Source organism: Pandoraea apista (genome assembly GCF_001465595.2).
GTDB classification, from domain to species: Bacteria; Pseudomonadota; Gammaproteobacteria; order Burkholderiales; family Burkholderiaceae; genus Pandoraea; species Pandoraea apista.
Window position 1 is genome coordinate 404,166 of the sequence record NZ_CP013481.2, and the last position, 14,407, is coordinate 418,572.

Genomic DNA, 14,407 nt, shown 5'->3' on the forward strand with positions numbered 1-14,407 from the left:
GGCAACGTCCGGACGGTTTTTTCTTGCCTGCGCGTTTTGTCTGCCCGGGGCTGGCGCGCGGGCGACCAGAGTAGCTAGATTTCTGTAGATCGCAAAATATAAGATGTCATACAACAAGACGTCTTTGAGGCTTTTGGGCATGTGAGAAAATCCTCTCAACATGTGCAAACATCAATGTTATTAAGGGTTGTGCGGCCGAGTGGCATCACGGCGAGAAACCCTAGGGATTATCCGTAAACAGCGTATTCCGTGATTGTCATCGTACATCATCTCACGTAGGATGCCTCTCCATGCGAGCGACGGACTCGCAACAAGAATATCCACGGAGAGAGACAACCATCATGGCACTGAAGATCAAAGGCCTGCGCTGGTGGATGATCGGCTTGCTGACGCTCGGCACGGTCATGAACTACCTTGCGCGCAGCTCGCTTGCTGTTGCCGCCCCCACGGTAATGACGGATCTCCACATTACCACTCAACAATACGGCTGGATTACCGGCGCATTCCTCGTGCTGTACCCGATCGGCGCTCCGCTTACCGGCTACCTGATGGATCGTATCGGTCTGCGTCTGGGTTTCCTGTTGTGCGGGGTGATGTGGTCGGTGGTGTGCATGCTGCACGGCCTGGCAGACGGCTGGATCGGTCTTTTCGTGTTGCGCGGTTTGCTGGGGCTGGCCGAGGCGTCGTTCATTCCGGCCGGCATGCGTGCCGCCGCGTTCTGGTTCCCGTCGAAAGAGCGCGCGCTCGCCGCAGGCATCTTCAACATCGGTACGTCGATCGGCGCGATTCTCGCGCCACCGCTGATTGCCTGGTCGATCCTGCGCTATAACTGGGAAACGGCGTTTGTGATCGCAGGCGGACTGGGGTTGGTGTGGGGCGTGCTGTGGTACGCGTTCTATCGTCACCCGACCGATCATCCGGCGCTCACGAAAGCCGAGTCCGAGTACATCAACGAAGGCAATGTGGTTGATGCCGCAGCCGATGCACGCAAGCCGAATCTGATCTCGATCCTGGGGCAGCGCAATTTCTGGGGCATCGCCCTGCCGCGCTTCTTTGCCGATCCCGTATGGGGCACCATCGTGTTCTGGATGCCGTTGTACCTGAATCAGGCGCGCGGTTTCGATCTGAAGACGATTGCTGCGACCGCGTGGCTGCCGTTCGTGGCGGCGGACATCGGATGCCTGATGGGGGGCACGATTTCCGTGTGGCTGAATAAGCATTTCAAGATCACGATCTTCAACGGCAAGCGCGTTGTGTTCACGATCGGTGCCATCGTCATGACGGCGATGTGCGGCGTGGGCTTTGTCAAAGACCCGATGGTGGCAATCTTCCTGCTGTGCCTCGGTGGCTTTGCGCACCAGACGCTTTCCATCAGCGTGATCTCGATGTCGGCCGACCTGTTCCCGCGCAACGAAGTGGCGACGGTAACGGGACTCGCCGGGCTGTCCGCCGGTATCGGCAATCTGCTCTTCACGCTGGTGATCGGCACTTTCGTCACGGCGGTGGGCTACGCCCCGTTCTTCGTCGCGCTGGGGCTCGGCGATCTGATCGGTGCGGTGATTCTGTGGACGGTGGTGAAGCCCGGCATGTCGGGCACGGCTACGCCGTCCGCGCTCAAGCGTGTCGACGTGGGCCGCACCGCGAATGCCTAGTGCGCAATGCGAGTGATGAGAGTGATGAGAGGGGTTCGATGAGGCAAGACTTCGTCGCCCGATGATTCGACGCGCGCCGCGCCGCACGCTCCCCCTTGGGTGTGCGGCGCGGTGTTGGCTTTGTTGTGGCGATGCGTTGCAGAACGCATTGCGATTTACCAATGAACAAGGAGTGAGATGAGCAAGACTTCCGGCAAACCCTTCCGCCGTCTGCTGCTGACCGGCGCGGCGGGCAATCTTGGCAAACAACTGCGCGGTAAGCTCGCCGAGTGGGCGGACATCGTGCGCGTGAGCGACATTGTGCCGCTCACCGCCGACGCGCCGCACGAAGAGGCCATGCAGGTCGACCTCGCCGATCGCGCAGCGGTGCATGCGCTGCTTGAAGGTGTCGACGCGCTGGTGCATCTGGGCGGCATTTCCGTCGAAGCGCCGTTCGACGACATCCTGCAAGCGAATATCCTCGGCCTCTACAACGTCTACAGCGCGGCGCAGAAGCAAGGTGTAAAGCGCATTGTCTACGCGAGTTCGAATCACGCGGTCGGTTTCCATCCCGTGACGGAAGTGCTCGACATCGACGCACCGCATCGCCCGGATGGCATGTATGGCATTTCGAAGTGCTTCGGCGAAGACCTGTCGCGCTATTACTTCGATCGTTTCGGCCTTGAGACCGTGTGCCTGCGCATCGGGTCGTCGTTCGAGCAGCCGAAGAATCCTCGCATGATGGTGACGTACCTGAGCTATCGCGATTTCATCGAACTCGTGCGCTGCTCCCTATTCACCAATCGCGTGGGGCACGCCATCGTCTACGGCGTGTCCGACAACCCGACGCTGTGGGTCGACAACACGAAGGCCGCATTCCTCGGCTTCCGGCCGCAAGACAGCTCGGCCGAATTCGCCGGACTATTCCCGCCCACGGCGCCCGATCCGCAGATGGACGACTGGACGCAGCGGTATCAGGGCGGCCCGTTCGTGTTGTTGGGGCCGATGGAGCCCGAGGCATGAGCGTGTCTGTCGAACGTCTCGAGCCGTCGCGAGCGACGCCTTATGCTGTGGGCGAAAGCCCGTTGTGGCGAGCGCACGAGCAGGCCCTCTACTGGGTGGATATCCCCGCGAAGCAACTGCATCGCGTGACGCCCGCCGACGGCGAGCATCGTGAGTGGACCTTCCCGGAACAGATCGCGTGCTTCTCGTTCGACGTGTCGGGCACGTTGCTCGCGGGTTGCGAAACCGGGCTGTTCGCGGTGTCGCTCGGAGAACCCGGCGTGATCGGGGCGACCGGGTGGCGGCAACTGGCCGCGCCGGTATTTCCTGCGCCGGGCATGCGCTTTAACGACGGCCGCTGCGATCGTCAGGGGCGCTTCTGGGCGGGCACAATGGTGCAGGACATGTCGCTCGCGAGCGACGCGGGCGCGCTCTTTCGCTTCGATGCCGAGGGCCGTCTCTCCGCGCCGCTCGTCGACGGCCTCGTGACGCAGAACGGTCTGGGCTTCTCGCCCGACAGCCGCACGATGTATCTTAGCGATTCGCATCCGACGCGCCGCCGCGTGTGGGCGTTCGACTTCGATGCCGAGAGCGGTGCGATCGGCGCACGGCGCTTGTTCGTCGACATGAATCAGTATCCGGGACGCCCCGACGGCGCGGCCGTCGATGCCGACGGTTGCTATTGGACGTGCGCGAACGATGGCAGCCGCTTGCTGCGATTTACGCCCGCGGGAGTTCTCGATCGCGAGATCGTGTTGCCGGTGTCGAAGCCGTCGATGTGCGCGTTCGGCGGCCGCGATTTCGACACGTTGTTCGTCACGTCGATTCGTCCGGGAACGGGGGGCAATGACCATGACGGGCATGTCTTCGCCGTGCGGTGCGGCGTGCAGGGATTGCCGGAAGCGCCTTATGCAGGTTTCGCAGGATCGGCCGGCGCGTTTTCGGCGGCAGGTGTGTAGGCGGGGGTATGTCGGTAGCGACGCCGCGCGCAGGTAAATAAGCGGCGAGCACTGCGGAAGTGGTTCCGGGTTGGCTGGCTTACACGCAAGGCCGCCCGGTGAGGCGGCGGGACGCCGGATCGAGAGTCCTTAGCGATCCGGTGTCCCGTTTTGCCATCGGCAGACGGCCGGGGCCGACGGTGGTTTAAGACATCGAGACGGTCGGCGTCGTCAGTATCGTGGGTGCCATTATTTTCATCAGTGCCATCAGTGCCATCAGTGCCATCAGTGCGTGAAGTCGGCCGAGACGAGCGACTTGCCGCGCGTCTCGGGCAGCAGCAACGCGCATACGACCACGAGCAGATAACCGCCGCCAGCGACCAGCCCGATCGCCTTCACGAGTGAGCCGGTCTGCGCGAGCATGCCCACGGCAATGGGGAAGAACGAGCCGATGCCGCGTCCGAGGTTGTAGCAGAACCCTTGTCCGGAACCGCGAATGTGGTTCGGATATAGCTCCGTCAGATAGGCGCCGATGCCCGCGAAAATGCCTTGCACAACGATCCCGAGCGGGAAGCCGAGCAACAGCATCGCGCTATCGGTGATCGGCAGCATCGTGTACGCCATGCCGAGCACGAACGATGCGACGGCGAAGAAGATAAAAGCGCCGCGACGTCCGAGTTTGTCGGAGAGTATCGCGCCGACAATGTAGCCCACGAACGAGCCGACGATCAGCACGATCAGATACGCGCTCGTGTTGAACACCGAGAGGCCGCGCACCGTTTTCAGATAGGTCGGCAGCCACGTAGTGATCGCGTAGTAGCCGCCCAGCATGCCGGAGCAGAGCAGGCTGCCCAGAATCGTCGTCTTGAGGTGTTCCGGCGCAAAGATCTGCATGAAGTTGCCTTGCAGCTTGCCCTCGGCAATCTTGCGACGGGTCTGCGTGAAGATCTCCGGGTCCGACACGTTACGGCGCACGTACGTGATCCAGAGCGCCGGCACAATGCCGATCCAGAAGCACGCGCGCCAGGCGGTGCCTTCGTCGAGCACGGCGAAGAAGAACCAGTACAGCAGCGCGGCGGCGGCCCAGCCGACCGACCAGCTGCTCTGCACCGTGCCGACCGCCTTCGCGCGATGCTGCGGCGAGCGGATCATCTCGCCCATCATCATCGTCACGACCGTCCATTCCCCGCCGAAGCCAATGCCCTGCAATGTGCGCGTGATGAGCAACTGCCAGAACGAGTTCGTGAAGCCCGAGAGGAACGTGAACAGGCAGAACGTGGCAATCGTCCATTGCAGCACGCGCACCCGGCCGTAGCGATCCGCGAGAATGCCCGCGAGCCATCCCCCTACGGCCGACGAGATGAGCGAACTGGTGGCGATCATGCCCGCTTCGCCCTTCGTCATTCCCCACGCGGCAATGAGCGTGGGAATCAGGAAGGAGTAGATCATGAAGTCGAACGCGTCGACGGCGTAGCCGCCGAAGCCCGCATACAGGGCCTTGCGCTCCTTCGTGTTGAGTTCCTTGAACCAGGAAAAAAATGCCATGAAGACTCCTCGGTGGATCGTGGGCTTGTCGTTATGTGTGTGACGTCTGTGTTTTTCTTGTGCGGTGCGCAGGCCCGCGCGCGGCTCAGAGTGTCAGGCCGCCGTCGACGTGGATCACCTGTCCCGTGATCTGACGCGCATGCGGCCCGAGCAGAAACACGGCGAGCGCGGCAATGTCGTCCGGCTCGCAGAGGCGGCCGGTCGGCGTGGCGTCGGCCGCGCGCTGCCACGCGGCCGGATCGATCGCAGAGTGCCCGCCGTCCTTCCGGGTATAGCCGGGCGCCACGCAATTGATCGTCACGCCCGAGCGTGCATATTCGGCGGCGGCACTCTTTGCGAGCGCTTCAATCGCGGCTTTGGCGGCGGCCGTTGCCGGAAAGCCGGGCTGATTCGGCGCGAAGCGATGCGCCACGAACGAACTGACGGCGACGACGCCGGCTTGCGGCGAGCCTTGCAGATCGGGCAACGTGCTGCGCAGAAGCGCGGCAAATGCGCCCGGCATGGCGGCGAGCGTGCGGGCGAAGGCGTCGTCGTCCACGTCGGCCAGACTTTGGCGAGTGGCGAAGCCTGCGTTGCTCACGAGTTGGTCGACGGGGCCGAAGGCGTCGTGCGCCGCATCGATCAGATGCGCGGCGGCCGAGGGCTCGGTGAGATCGCCGAACCAGACCGCGCACTGCGCGCCGAGCGACTCGCAGGCGTGGCGCACTTCGGCGAGCCGTGCCTGACTCGCATCGGACGCCCCGCGGGTGTGCAGTACCAGACGCGTTTGCGGGCCGGCGAGTTGGCGGGCGATGGCTGCGCCGATGCCCGACGCGGCGCCGGTCACGACGATAGTGCGTCCGGCGGGTCGATGAGACTGGCCGGATGAGGAGGCGGGGGTGGTCACGATGAGCCCGGGGCAAGCAAAGGGTGCTCGTGATTATGCCAAAGCCCTTGCGCGCCGGGACAGGCGCGTCAATATTATTTAGGAAGTGAATGAACTGGCTTACGCGCGCGCTACGCGGCGCCGACCACCCTTGAGCGTTCCACGTCGTCGATCGCCCGCAACGTCATGGTGTGCTGATGGAAGCGTCCGAGGGTTTCGCGATGCGCCACGCTCACCATCGTCGTCCCGGGCAAACGCGCATGCAGTGCTTCGTACACGGCTTCTTCCGACTCCACGTCGAGTGCACTGGTGGCTTCGTCGAGGAACAGATAGTCGGGCTTTTGGAGCAGGGCGCGTGCGGCCGCGAGGCGTTGTTGTTCTCCGCCGGAGAGCCGTCTCGCCCAGTGGGAGACTGTTTGCAACTCGTCCGCGTATTGTCCGAGATTGACGGCCGCCAGCGCCGCACGGCACTCGTCGTCGCTGAACGTGTCGGGCGACGAGGGGAACGCCAGTGCGGCCTTCAATGTGTCGATGGGCAGATAGCTTTGTTGCGAGAGGAACAGCACGCGGGCGTTGGCGGGAACGTCGATGCGACCGCTGCCGAACGGCCACAGGCCGGCGAGCGCGCGCAGCATGGTGCTCTTGCCGCAGCCCGAGCGGCCGCGAATGAGCCAGCGCGAGCCCGGCGCGAACGCAAACGATCCGGCCACCGCGAGCGGTGTGCCGTTGGGAAGCGCGAGATGCAGATCGGTCGCCGCGTAACCGGGAGATGCTGCGTTGCCCCCCGTCACGACGGAGATCGCGCTCGCGTCGGATGGCGAAGGGGGGGCGTCGATCACCCGCGTGAATTCGCGCAGACGATTGATCGTCGCCTTCCAGTCGGCCAGTGTTGCGAAGCTGTTCACGAACCAGGAGAAGCCGTCGCTCACCTGCCCGAAGGCGTCGATGATCCGCATGAGCACGCCGAGGGTGAATGCGCCCGCGAAGTAGCGGGGCGCTGCCGCCATGATCGGGAAGACGATGGCGATCTGCGCGTAAATCGAGTTCGCGAATATCAGGCGCTTCGTCACGACCATGATCTGCCACCAGTTGTCGCGCACCGCGCCGAACGCCGACTTCAGGCGCGAGAGTTCGGCGCCTTCGCCACGATAAAGCGCGACCTGTTCGGCCGACTCGCGCAAACGCACCAGCAGAAAACGGAAATCGGCTTCCACTTGTTGCTGCCGATAGCTCAGCCCCACGAGCGGACGGCCGACCTTGAAGATGAAATACGAGCCCACGAGGGCATAGAGCGCCGCGACCCAGACCATGTAGCCGGGAATCGTGATGTTCATGCCGCCAAGCAAGAACGACACCGCACCCGAGATCGTCCAGAGAATCGTGATGAAGGAGAACAGCGAGACGAGCGTGGTGAGCAAATCGAGCGATAGCGCGAGCGACGAACTCACGAGCGTGCGAATGTCTTCCGAAATACGTTGGTCGGGGTTGTCGGCGAGATGGTCGCGTTCGATACGGTAGTACGCCTGACGGGTGAACCACTTCGACAGGTTCATATTCGTCACCCATTGCCGCCAGCGGATTTCGAGCATCTGACGGAAGTAGGTGCGGAACGTGGCAATGATGATGAAGCTGAAGGCGAGGACCGCGAATTCGGCGAGCGACGACTTGAACACTGGCCAGTTGCGCTTGTCGAGGGCGTCGTAAAAGCTGGCGTTCCATGCGTTCAGGCGCACGTTGATGAACACGACCGCCAGATTCAGCGCCACGACGAGGGCGAGCAGCCGGCGTCCCTCCCAACGCTTCTCCGACACCCAGTACGGCCGGATCAATTGCCAGGCCGTGGGGTGCTTCGGCGGTTTGGGCGCGGGCGTGGCGACAGGGCTGCCGGTCGGCGGCGCTTCGGGAGGTTGGGAAGACATCGGCGTGTGAACCATGATCGTCTGGCGGCAATGCCGCAGTGGGGCAACGTGTTATGGGGGACGACGGCTCATTTGACCTCAGTTCCCAATGCTGCGTTGCACGAATTGGGCTCCGAAACTCGGGTTACGTCGAATTCCAGTTTACGTGCCGTTACAAGCGCCCGGAGATTCGTCAAAAAACGAGACGCAACGGACGTGCAATCGGCCGGGAGCCCAGCTTGCACGGGCGTCGGCATCTATGTTGTAATGGCTGCGGGCGAAACAGGGGTGCTCCGTGTCGGACGCGGGTGATGACCATGCGTAACGGCGTCACGGGGCTGAGAGAGACCCTTTGCACCCGACCCGGGTAATACCGGCGTGGGAAGTTTCCGACTACTCCAGTGGGGGTAAGGTGTCCAACACCGTTTCGTCCTTTTGCTTTCATGAGGAAAGGACCCCATGCGCTGCCTTCCACAGATTCCTTCGTTTTCCCCTGAGTGCCTGCGCGCCGTGATGGCTTGCGCGGCGGTGCGCGTATGAGCGCCTCGACTTCCCGTGCCACTTCCCGTCCTGACGTTGCCGTGCTCGGCGGCGGACTGTCCGGCCGTCTGCTCGCATGGCAACTGATTCGCACCGGTGTGCGCGTGGCGCTGTACGAGCGGGGCGATGCCGACGGTTCGTCTGCCGCTGGCTGGGTGGCGGCCGCCATGCTCGCGCCACTGGCCGAGGCCGCTGTGGCTGAGCCGAGCATCGTGGAGATGGGCGCGGCGGGTCTCGAGCGCTGGCCGTCGTTGATCGACGGGCTGCCCGAGCACGTTTTCTTCCAACGCAACGGCACGCTGGTCGTGTGGCACAACCCCGACCGCGCCGAGGCCGTGATGTTCGATCGCCGCATGCGCGCGAAAGCGCCACCGGAGTTGCTGCGCGGCGGGGTCGAGCGGGTGACGGGCGCGCAGTTGGGCGAGGTCGAACCCGCACTCGCCGGGCGATTTCAGGAAGGCTGGCTGCTGCCGAACGAGGGGCAGCTCGACAACCGCCAACTGCTGCGTGCGCTGGCGGCCGGCCTCGAGAAAGCGGGGGCGGAACTGCATTGGCATACCGAGATCGCGGAAGGCGCCTACCCCGACGCGGGTCTTGTCATCGATTGCCGCGGGCTGGGCGCACGCGGGGTGCTCGCGCGCCTGCGGGGCGTGCGTGGCGAGGTCGTGCGCATTCACGCGCCGGGTATCGGATTGCGGCGGCCGGTGCGGTTGCTGCATCCGCGCTATCCGATCTATATCGCCCCCAAGGAAAACGACCTTTATGTGATCGGCGCGACCGAACTCGAGTCAGAAGACATGTCGCCGATGACTGTGCGCTCGGCGCTCGAATTGCTCTCGGCGGCTTATTCGCTGAACCCGGCGTTCGGCGAGGCACGCATCATCGAGTTGAACGTCAACTGCCGCCCCGCGCTGCCCGACCATCTGCCGCGTGTGCAGTGGGACGGTGCGCGGCTGCTGCGGGTGAACGGCTTGTACCGGCACGGCTATCTGCTCGCGCCGGCAGTCACGGGAGAGGCTTGCGCGTTGGCGCAGGCATTGATGCAATCGACGGGCGCTTCACCGAATGCGTTCGACTGGGAGACGTGGCGAGCGAGCCGGCCGTGGCCGGACCTGTTCCGTCAGGCATGAGAGGGAGCTGTACGCGATGGACATTCATATCAATCAACAGACGCTGAGTGTGGCCGAGACGGCAACGCTGGCCGAGGCACTCGCCGCTTACGGCGCGCAGCCGCCGTTTGCGGCGGCGATCAACGGGCAATTCGTGCCCAAGACGCAATACGCTGCGCGCACCCTCGCGCAGGGCGACAAGATCGATGTCGTGCAACCGGTGGCCGGAGGCTGAAATGAACGCATTCACCGAATCGGCCAATGTGGCCGCAGGCAGCGCGCGCGACGCGCTTACGCTGTACGACACCCGCTTTGGCAGTCGTTTTCTGCTAGGCACGGCGCGCTATCCGTCGCTGCAAGCGCTCAACGACTCCATCGATACTGCGCGGCCGGGCATGGTGACGGTAGCGCTGCGCCGTCAGTTGTCCGGTGCCGGCGCACAGGCGTCGGAAGGACATTTCTGGGAAACGCTGCGGCGCCTTGCGGTGCCGGTGCTGCCCAATACGGCAGGCTGCCATTCGGTGCAGGAAGCGGTGACGACGGCGCAAATGGCACGTGAGGTCTTCGAGACCGACTGGATCAAGCTTGAGCTGATCGGCGACGACTACACGTTGCAGCCCGATCCGTTCGGTCTGGTGACCGCCGCCGAGCAACTGATTCGCGACGGCTTCAAGGTGCTGCCGTACTGCACGGAAGATCTGGTGCTGTGCCGCCGCCTGCTCGACGTGGGTTGTCAGGCGCTGATGCCGTGGGGCGCGCCGATCGGCACCGGTAAGGGGGTGATCAATCCGTATGGTTTGCGGCTGCTTCGCGACCGTTTGCCGGATACGCCGCTGATCGTCGACGCCGGCCTCGGTTTGCCGTCGCACGCCTGTCAGGTCATGGAATGGGGCTTCGATGGCGTGCTGCTCAATACCGCCGTGGCGCTTGCCGCACAACCGGTGGAGATGGCCGGCGCGTTCGCCGGGGCGATCAAAGCGGGGCGCACCGCATGGCTTGCGGGGCCGATGGCCCAGCGCGAAAGCGCCGAAGCCAGCACGCCGGTGGTCGGTGTACCGTTCTGGCACCAGACCGGCGTCTGAGCGCCGTTCGCCTGAGTTTCGCCCGTCACCCGGCGCCCCTCGATTCACAAGGACATTTCATGACGACGCAGATTGGCGCCACCCGGTTGGCACATGTGCAATGCCTGCCCGCCGATGCGCCACTTGCGGTGGCATGGCAGCAGGCTGCCGCCGACATTCGCGCGCGGCTGGCGCCGTGGCCCTCGGACGAGACGTCGTCGCATTGGCGCCTGTATGCCGAGACGCCGGCGAGCGCAGGCAAGGGCGACGTGGTCTGGTGGCCGTTCGCGCCGCAAGGCGGGGCAGGCACGGCGGCGTTGGTGCAGATCGATGCGTGGCGCGCTGCCGGTGCCGTGGTGCTGTGTTCGCATGCGCTCGCAGAGGGTCAGGTGCAAGACACGCTGTACACGGCTGACGGGGTCTATCGCGTAGCCGGGGCGGACGATCCCGCGTTCTTTCCGGCGTTCGCGGCGTTTCTCGACTGCGGCCTCGTGCCGCACGACGCCCTCGTGCTGGCGCGCGCATGGCGCACCGACGGCAGCCACGCGCGCCCGGAAGATGCGCACACGCTGGGCGCATGGCCGACCGTGCTCGAAACCTTCCCGACTGTGTTGGGACAGGTGCCGTCGCCCGGCCGCTTTCCGGCATGCCCCTCACGGCTCGGCCTGTATCCGGTGTTGCCGGATGCCGACTGGTGCGAGCGCATGGCCGATCTTCAGGTCGGTACGGTCCAGTTGCGCATCAAGGACCCGGCACATCCCGCCTTGCGTGCGGAGATCGAACGAACCGTAGCCGCAGGGCGACGTGTGACGCGCAACAGCGCATGGTTCATCAACGATCACTGGCGCGAGGCGGCGCAAGCGAACGCTTACGGCGTCCATCTCGGGCAGGAAGACATGGCGGCGCTCTCGGCCGACGAGGTGGCGACGCTGCTGGCGAGTGGCATGCGGCTGGGCATCAGCACGCACGGCTATTACGAGATTCTCGCGGCCCACCATTTCCGCCCGAGCTATCTGGCGGTCGGCGCCGTGTTCCCCACGACCACCAAGGTGATCGCGACCGCGCCGCAGGGGCTCGCGAAGCTGGCGCGGTATGTGAAGCTGATTGCGCCCCATTACCCGCTTGTCGCGATCGGCGGTATCGACGCGGGCAATCTCGCGCAGGTGCTCGATACGGGGGTGGCGTGCGCGGCCGTTGTGCGGGCTGTCACGGAGGCCGCCGATGTGCCGGCAGCGGTGAAAAGCATGCAGCAGGCGTTCGCGCAGCGCGCGTGATGCGACGGTACGCCGCTGGCGGTGGCTAAACGGCCACAGCATCGCGGCGTGGCAGGGGATGGCGTTACAGGGTTACAGGTCGCGTGTCATGAACACCGCGCCATCGCCGTACCCTTCCAGCTTGGCGGCAATCAGCGGCGAGATGTCCGTTGCGACGGCATAACCGAAGCGCGCCCAGAAGCCCTGCGATTGCTGCACCGCGACAAGCGCCGAGGCGCGCAGCCCCAACGACTGCGCCGACGCCAGCGCTACCGCGTAGAGTTGGCTGGCGACACCCGCGCCGCGCGTGCGGGGAGCGAGCGCCATATCGTGTACGTACCAGCAGTCGGGCGTGTCCGGCAGGGCGTCCAGAACGGTGTCCAGCGGCGGCGGGGCGGCAATGCGCCATGGGTGCGTGAACAGGTAGCCCGCCACCGGGGCGTGCGCCGAGCCGGCGTCGACCGCGACCCAGCAGGTGGATGGCGATAACCTGAGCCGTGAGGCCAACGTGGCTTCCGACTCGTGCATCAGGTCGCGATAGGCTTGTGCCTGCACCGCCAATACTTGGGAGATGTCGCCCGGTTGCATCGGACGAATCCGAAACTTCGGCGTCTCCGTTGACTGCGTGGGATGGCGGCGGAAAGGCGATGGCGGGGCGGGGGGCATTCGGGTCAATGATTTATTGCGTGAAACGCCGTATTGTAGCAACGGCGCAACACCCGTGGCGGCTAAGGGCTCGGTAAGTCCTTGCCGCGGTTACGTTTTCTGCCTGTCACGTAAATCGGAACATGAGGCGGCGTCCGTGCCAAGGCACTGTAGAATGCCCCGGGGCTACGCCGATCCTCGCTTTCACCCACCCTCCTTGGGCGGCATCAATCGGCATTCCCCCCTATAATTGGCGTTTTGCGCCGCACTATAAGACCCGAAACGTGCCTACCCCGAATCCGGAAAATTTGCTCGAATTGCGCGACGTCAGCTTTGGTTATGGCGAACGGCTGGTGCTTTCCGGGTTGAATATGCGGTTTCCCCGCGGCAAGGTGATCGCCGTAATGGGCGGCTCGGGCTGTGGCAAGACAACGGTATTGCGCCTCATCGGCGGGCTCGTCCACGCCAGCCGGGGCGTTGTCGATTTCGACGGTACCGATGTTGCATCGCTTGACCGCGACGGCTGGTACCGGCTGCGCCGCCGCATGGGCATGCTGTTCCAGTTCGGCGCGCTCTTCACCGACATGACGGTGTTCGACAACGTGGCCTTCCCGCTACGCGAACACACCCGGCTCGATGAAGACCTCATTCGCGATCTCGTGTTGATGAAGCTCAATGCGGTCGGTCTGCGGGGCGCGCGCGACATGAAGCCCGCCGAGATCTCGGGGGGGATGGCACGCCGTGTGGCGCTGGCGCGAACGATCGCGCTGGATCCGGATCTCGTCATGTACGACGAGCCGTTCACCGGTCTGGACCCGATCTCGATGGGCATAACGGCGAATCTGATTCGCAAGCTCAACGATGCTCTGGGCGCCACCTCCATCATTGTTTCGCACGATGTGTCGGAGACGTTCGCCATTGCCGACTACATCTATTTCATCAGCGAAGGGCGCATTGCTGCGGAGGGTGAGCCTGAGGCGCTGCGCGCCTCGAGCGACCCGACCGTGCGCCAGTTTATCGATGCGCAACCGGACGGCCCTGTGAAATTTCAGTATCCCGCGCCACCGCTCGCGGAAGATTTCGGTATCGGAGCGCGTGCATGATTACCGCCATCGGCAGTTTTGTTCGCGGCCACGTCGAGCGAGTCGGCTACGGCGCCCGCTTGTTCCTGCGCATGCTTTCGTCGAGCGGTGCGCTGTTGCGCCGGCCGCGTCTGGTGACCGATCAGGTTCATTTCGTCGGTAACTACTCGTTCGTCATCATCGCCGTCTCGGGCCTGTTCGTCGGCTTTGTGCTGGGCTTGCAGGGCTATTACACGCTTAATAAGTATGGCTCGGAGCAAGCGCTGGGACTGCTCGTGGCGCTCTCGCTGGTGCGGGAGCTGGGGCCGGTCGTGACGGCGTTGCTGTTTGCCGGGCGCGCGGGTACCTCGCTGACGGCCGAAATCGGTCTGATGAAGGCGGGCGAGCAACTGACCGCCATGGAGATGATGGCGATCGATCCGATCGCGCGTGTCGTGGCGCCGCGTTTCTGGGCCGGTGTGATCGCCATGCCGATTCTCGCGGCGATCTTCTCGGCGGTGGGTATTTTTGGCGGTTATCTGGTCGGCGTGCAGTTGATCGGTGTAGACGCCGGCGCGTTCTGGTCGCAGATGCAAGGCGGCGTGGACGTGTGGGCGGACGTCGCAAATGGCGTTATCAAGAGCATCGTGTTCGGCATTGCCGTCACATTCATCGCGCTGTATCAGGGGTTTGAGGCGCATCCGACACCGGAGGGCGTGTCGCGTGCGACTACGCGCACGGTGGTGCAGGCGTCGCTTGCCGTACTCGGCCTCGACTTCCTGCTGACGGCCCTTATGTTCAGCTAAACGGGCCAACGTGCCTGCCAAGACATAGACAGACAGTTTGCGCACACTGACAC

13 protein-coding genes and 1 riboswitch are annotated in these 14,407 nt (G+C 64.2%); of the genes, 9 read left to right on the plus strand and 4 right to left on the minus strand.

All coding sequences use genetic code 11. The features are described from left to right. The first annotated feature begins 341 nt into the window (after positions 1–341). From AT395_RS01830 to AT395_RS01840, 3 genes are all read left to right on the plus strand, one after another. Positions 342–1,652, plus strand: coding sequence for an MFS transporter (locus AT395_RS01830; RefSeq protein WP_048628212.1), 1,311 nt, complete (start codon positions 342–344; stop codon positions 1,650–1,652). Positions 1,653–1,829: 177 nt separating this feature from the next. Beyond that, positions 1,830–2,654, plus strand: coding sequence for an NAD-dependent epimerase/dehydratase family protein (locus tag AT395_RS01835; RefSeq protein WP_042113390.1), 825 nt, complete (start codon positions 1,830–1,832; stop codon positions 2,652–2,654). Further along, positions 2,651–3,592, plus strand: a complete 942-nt coding sequence (locus AT395_RS01840) for an SMP-30/gluconolactonase/LRE family protein (RefSeq protein WP_048628211.1) — start codon at positions 2,651–2,653, stop codon at positions 3,590–3,592. Before AT395_RS01835 ends, AT395_RS01840 begins: the two co-directional genes overlap by 4 nt. A gap of 264 nt (positions 3,593–3,856) precedes the next feature. On the opposite strand, the gene AT395_RS01845 is transcribed toward AT395_RS01840, so the two are convergent. The 3 genes from AT395_RS01845 to AT395_RS01855 all read right to left on the minus strand — a co-directional run bounded on the left by AT395_RS01845 (position 3,857) and on the right by AT395_RS01855 (position 7,900). After that, positions 3,857–5,116, minus strand: coding sequence for an MFS transporter (locus AT395_RS01845; protein ID WP_048628210.1), 1,260 nt, complete (start codon positions 5,114–5,116; stop codon positions 3,857–3,859). Between the two features lie 85 nt (positions 5,117–5,201). Beyond that, the gene (locus tag AT395_RS01850; protein ID WP_042113384.1) at positions 5,202–6,002 is read right to left on the minus strand and encodes an SDR family NAD(P)-dependent oxidoreductase; all 801 of its coding nucleotides are present in this window, start codon (positions 6,000–6,002) and stop codon (positions 5,202–5,204) included. 110 nt (positions 6,003–6,112) lie between these two features. Next, positions 6,113–7,900: an ABC transporter ATP-binding protein/permease gene (locus AT395_RS01855; protein WP_048628263.1), complete on the minus strand. Its 1,788-nt coding sequence runs from the start codon at positions 7,898–7,900 to the stop codon at positions 6,113–6,115. Between the two features lie 253 nt (positions 7,901–8,153). Then, positions 8,154–8,281: riboswitch (TPP riboswitch) on the plus strand. A 134-nt stretch (positions 8,282–8,415) separates the two neighbouring features. Between AT395_RS01855 and AT395_RS01860 the strand changes: the two genes are divergently transcribed. Genes AT395_RS01860 through AT395_RS01875 form a run of 4 tightly spaced genes read left to right on the plus strand, consistent with a single transcriptional unit; the run spans position 8,416 to position 11,863 of the window. Beyond that, complete coding sequence (locus tag AT395_RS01860) at positions 8,416–9,549, plus strand: FAD-dependent oxidoreductase (RefSeq protein WP_042113383.1); 1,134 nt, start codon at positions 8,416–8,418, stop codon at positions 9,547–9,549. 16 nt (positions 9,550–9,565) lie between these two features. Further along, a complete protein-coding gene (gene thiS, locus AT395_RS01865) occupies positions 9,566–9,763 on the plus strand; it encodes a sulfur carrier protein ThiS (protein WP_039375141.1) in 198 nt (65 codons plus the stop codon). 1 nt (position 9,764) lies between these two features. Further along, complete coding sequence (locus AT395_RS01870) at positions 9,765–10,610, plus strand: thiazole synthase (protein WP_042113377.1); 846 nt, start codon at positions 9,765–9,767, stop codon at positions 10,608–10,610. Between the two features lie 59 nt (positions 10,611–10,669). After that, complete coding sequence (locus tag AT395_RS01875) at positions 10,670–11,863, plus strand: thiamine phosphate synthase (RefSeq protein WP_082164686.1); 1,194 nt, start codon at positions 10,670–10,672, stop codon at positions 11,861–11,863. A gap of 72 nt (positions 11,864–11,935) precedes the next feature. On the opposite strand, the gene AT395_RS01880 is transcribed toward AT395_RS01875, so the two are convergent. Further along, a complete protein-coding gene (locus AT395_RS01880; RefSeq protein ID WP_042113374.1) occupies positions 11,936–12,430 on the minus strand; it encodes a GNAT family N-acetyltransferase in 495 nt (164 codons plus the stop codon). Between the two features lie 341 nt (positions 12,431–12,771). Here AT395_RS01880 and AT395_RS01885 point away from each other — a divergent pair, with 341 nt between their 5' ends. Together AT395_RS01885 and mlaE are read left to right on the plus strand one after the other, a co-directional pair. Next, positions 12,772–13,590: an ABC transporter ATP-binding protein gene (locus AT395_RS01885; RefSeq protein ID WP_042113373.1), complete on the plus strand. Its 819-nt coding sequence runs from the start codon at positions 12,772–12,774 to the stop codon at positions 13,588–13,590. Further along, positions 13,587–14,354: a lipid asymmetry maintenance ABC transporter permease subunit MlaE gene (gene mlaE, locus AT395_RS01890; RefSeq protein ID WP_042113372.1), complete on the plus strand. Its 768-nt coding sequence runs from the start codon at positions 13,587–13,589 to the stop codon at positions 14,352–14,354. The genes AT395_RS01885 and mlaE overlap by 4 nt, the downstream gene beginning before the upstream one ends. Positions 14,355–14,407 lie beyond the last annotated feature (53 nt).

Excerpts from the sequence above, each read along its gene's own strand:
- AT395_RS01830 (WP_048628212.1), top strand. The coding sequence starts at position 342 with ATGGCACTGAAGATCAAAGGCCTGCGCTGGTGGATGATCGGCTTGCTG.
- AT395_RS01835 (WP_042113390.1), top strand. The coding sequence starts at position 1,830 with ATGAGCAAGACTTCCGGCAAACCCTTCCGCCGTCTGCTGCTGACCGGC.
- AT395_RS01840 (WP_048628211.1), top strand. The coding sequence starts at position 2,651 with ATGAGCGTGTCTGTCGAACGTCTCGAGCCGTCGCGAGCGACGCCTTAT.
- AT395_RS01845 (WP_048628210.1), bottom strand. The coding sequence starts at position 5,116 with ATGGCATTTTTTTCCTGGTTCAAGGAACTCAACACGAAGGAGCGCAAG.
- AT395_RS01855 (WP_048628263.1), bottom strand. The coding sequence starts at position 7,900 with ATGTCTTCCCAACCTCCCGAAGCGCCGCCGACCGGCAGCCCTGTCGCC.
- AT395_RS01860 (WP_042113383.1), top strand. The coding sequence starts at position 8,416 with ATGAGCGCCTCGACTTCCCGTGCCACTTCCCGTCCTGACGTTGCCGTG.
- thiS (WP_039375141.1), top strand. The coding sequence starts at position 9,566 with ATGGACATTCATATCAATCAACAGACGCTGAGTGTGGCCGAGACGGCA.
- AT395_RS01870 (WP_042113377.1), top strand. The coding sequence starts at position 9,765 with ATGAACGCATTCACCGAATCGGCCAATGTGGCCGCAGGCAGCGCGCGC.
- AT395_RS01875 (WP_082164686.1), top strand. The coding sequence starts at position 10,670 with ATGACGACGCAGATTGGCGCCACCCGGTTGGCACATGTGCAATGCCTG.
- AT395_RS01880 (WP_042113374.1), bottom strand. The coding sequence starts at position 12,430 with ATGCAACCGGGCGACATCTCCCAAGTATTGGCGGTGCAGGCACAAGCC.
- mlaE (WP_042113372.1), top strand. The coding sequence starts at position 13,587 with ATGATTACCGCCATCGGCAGTTTTGTTCGCGGCCACGTCGAGCGAGTC.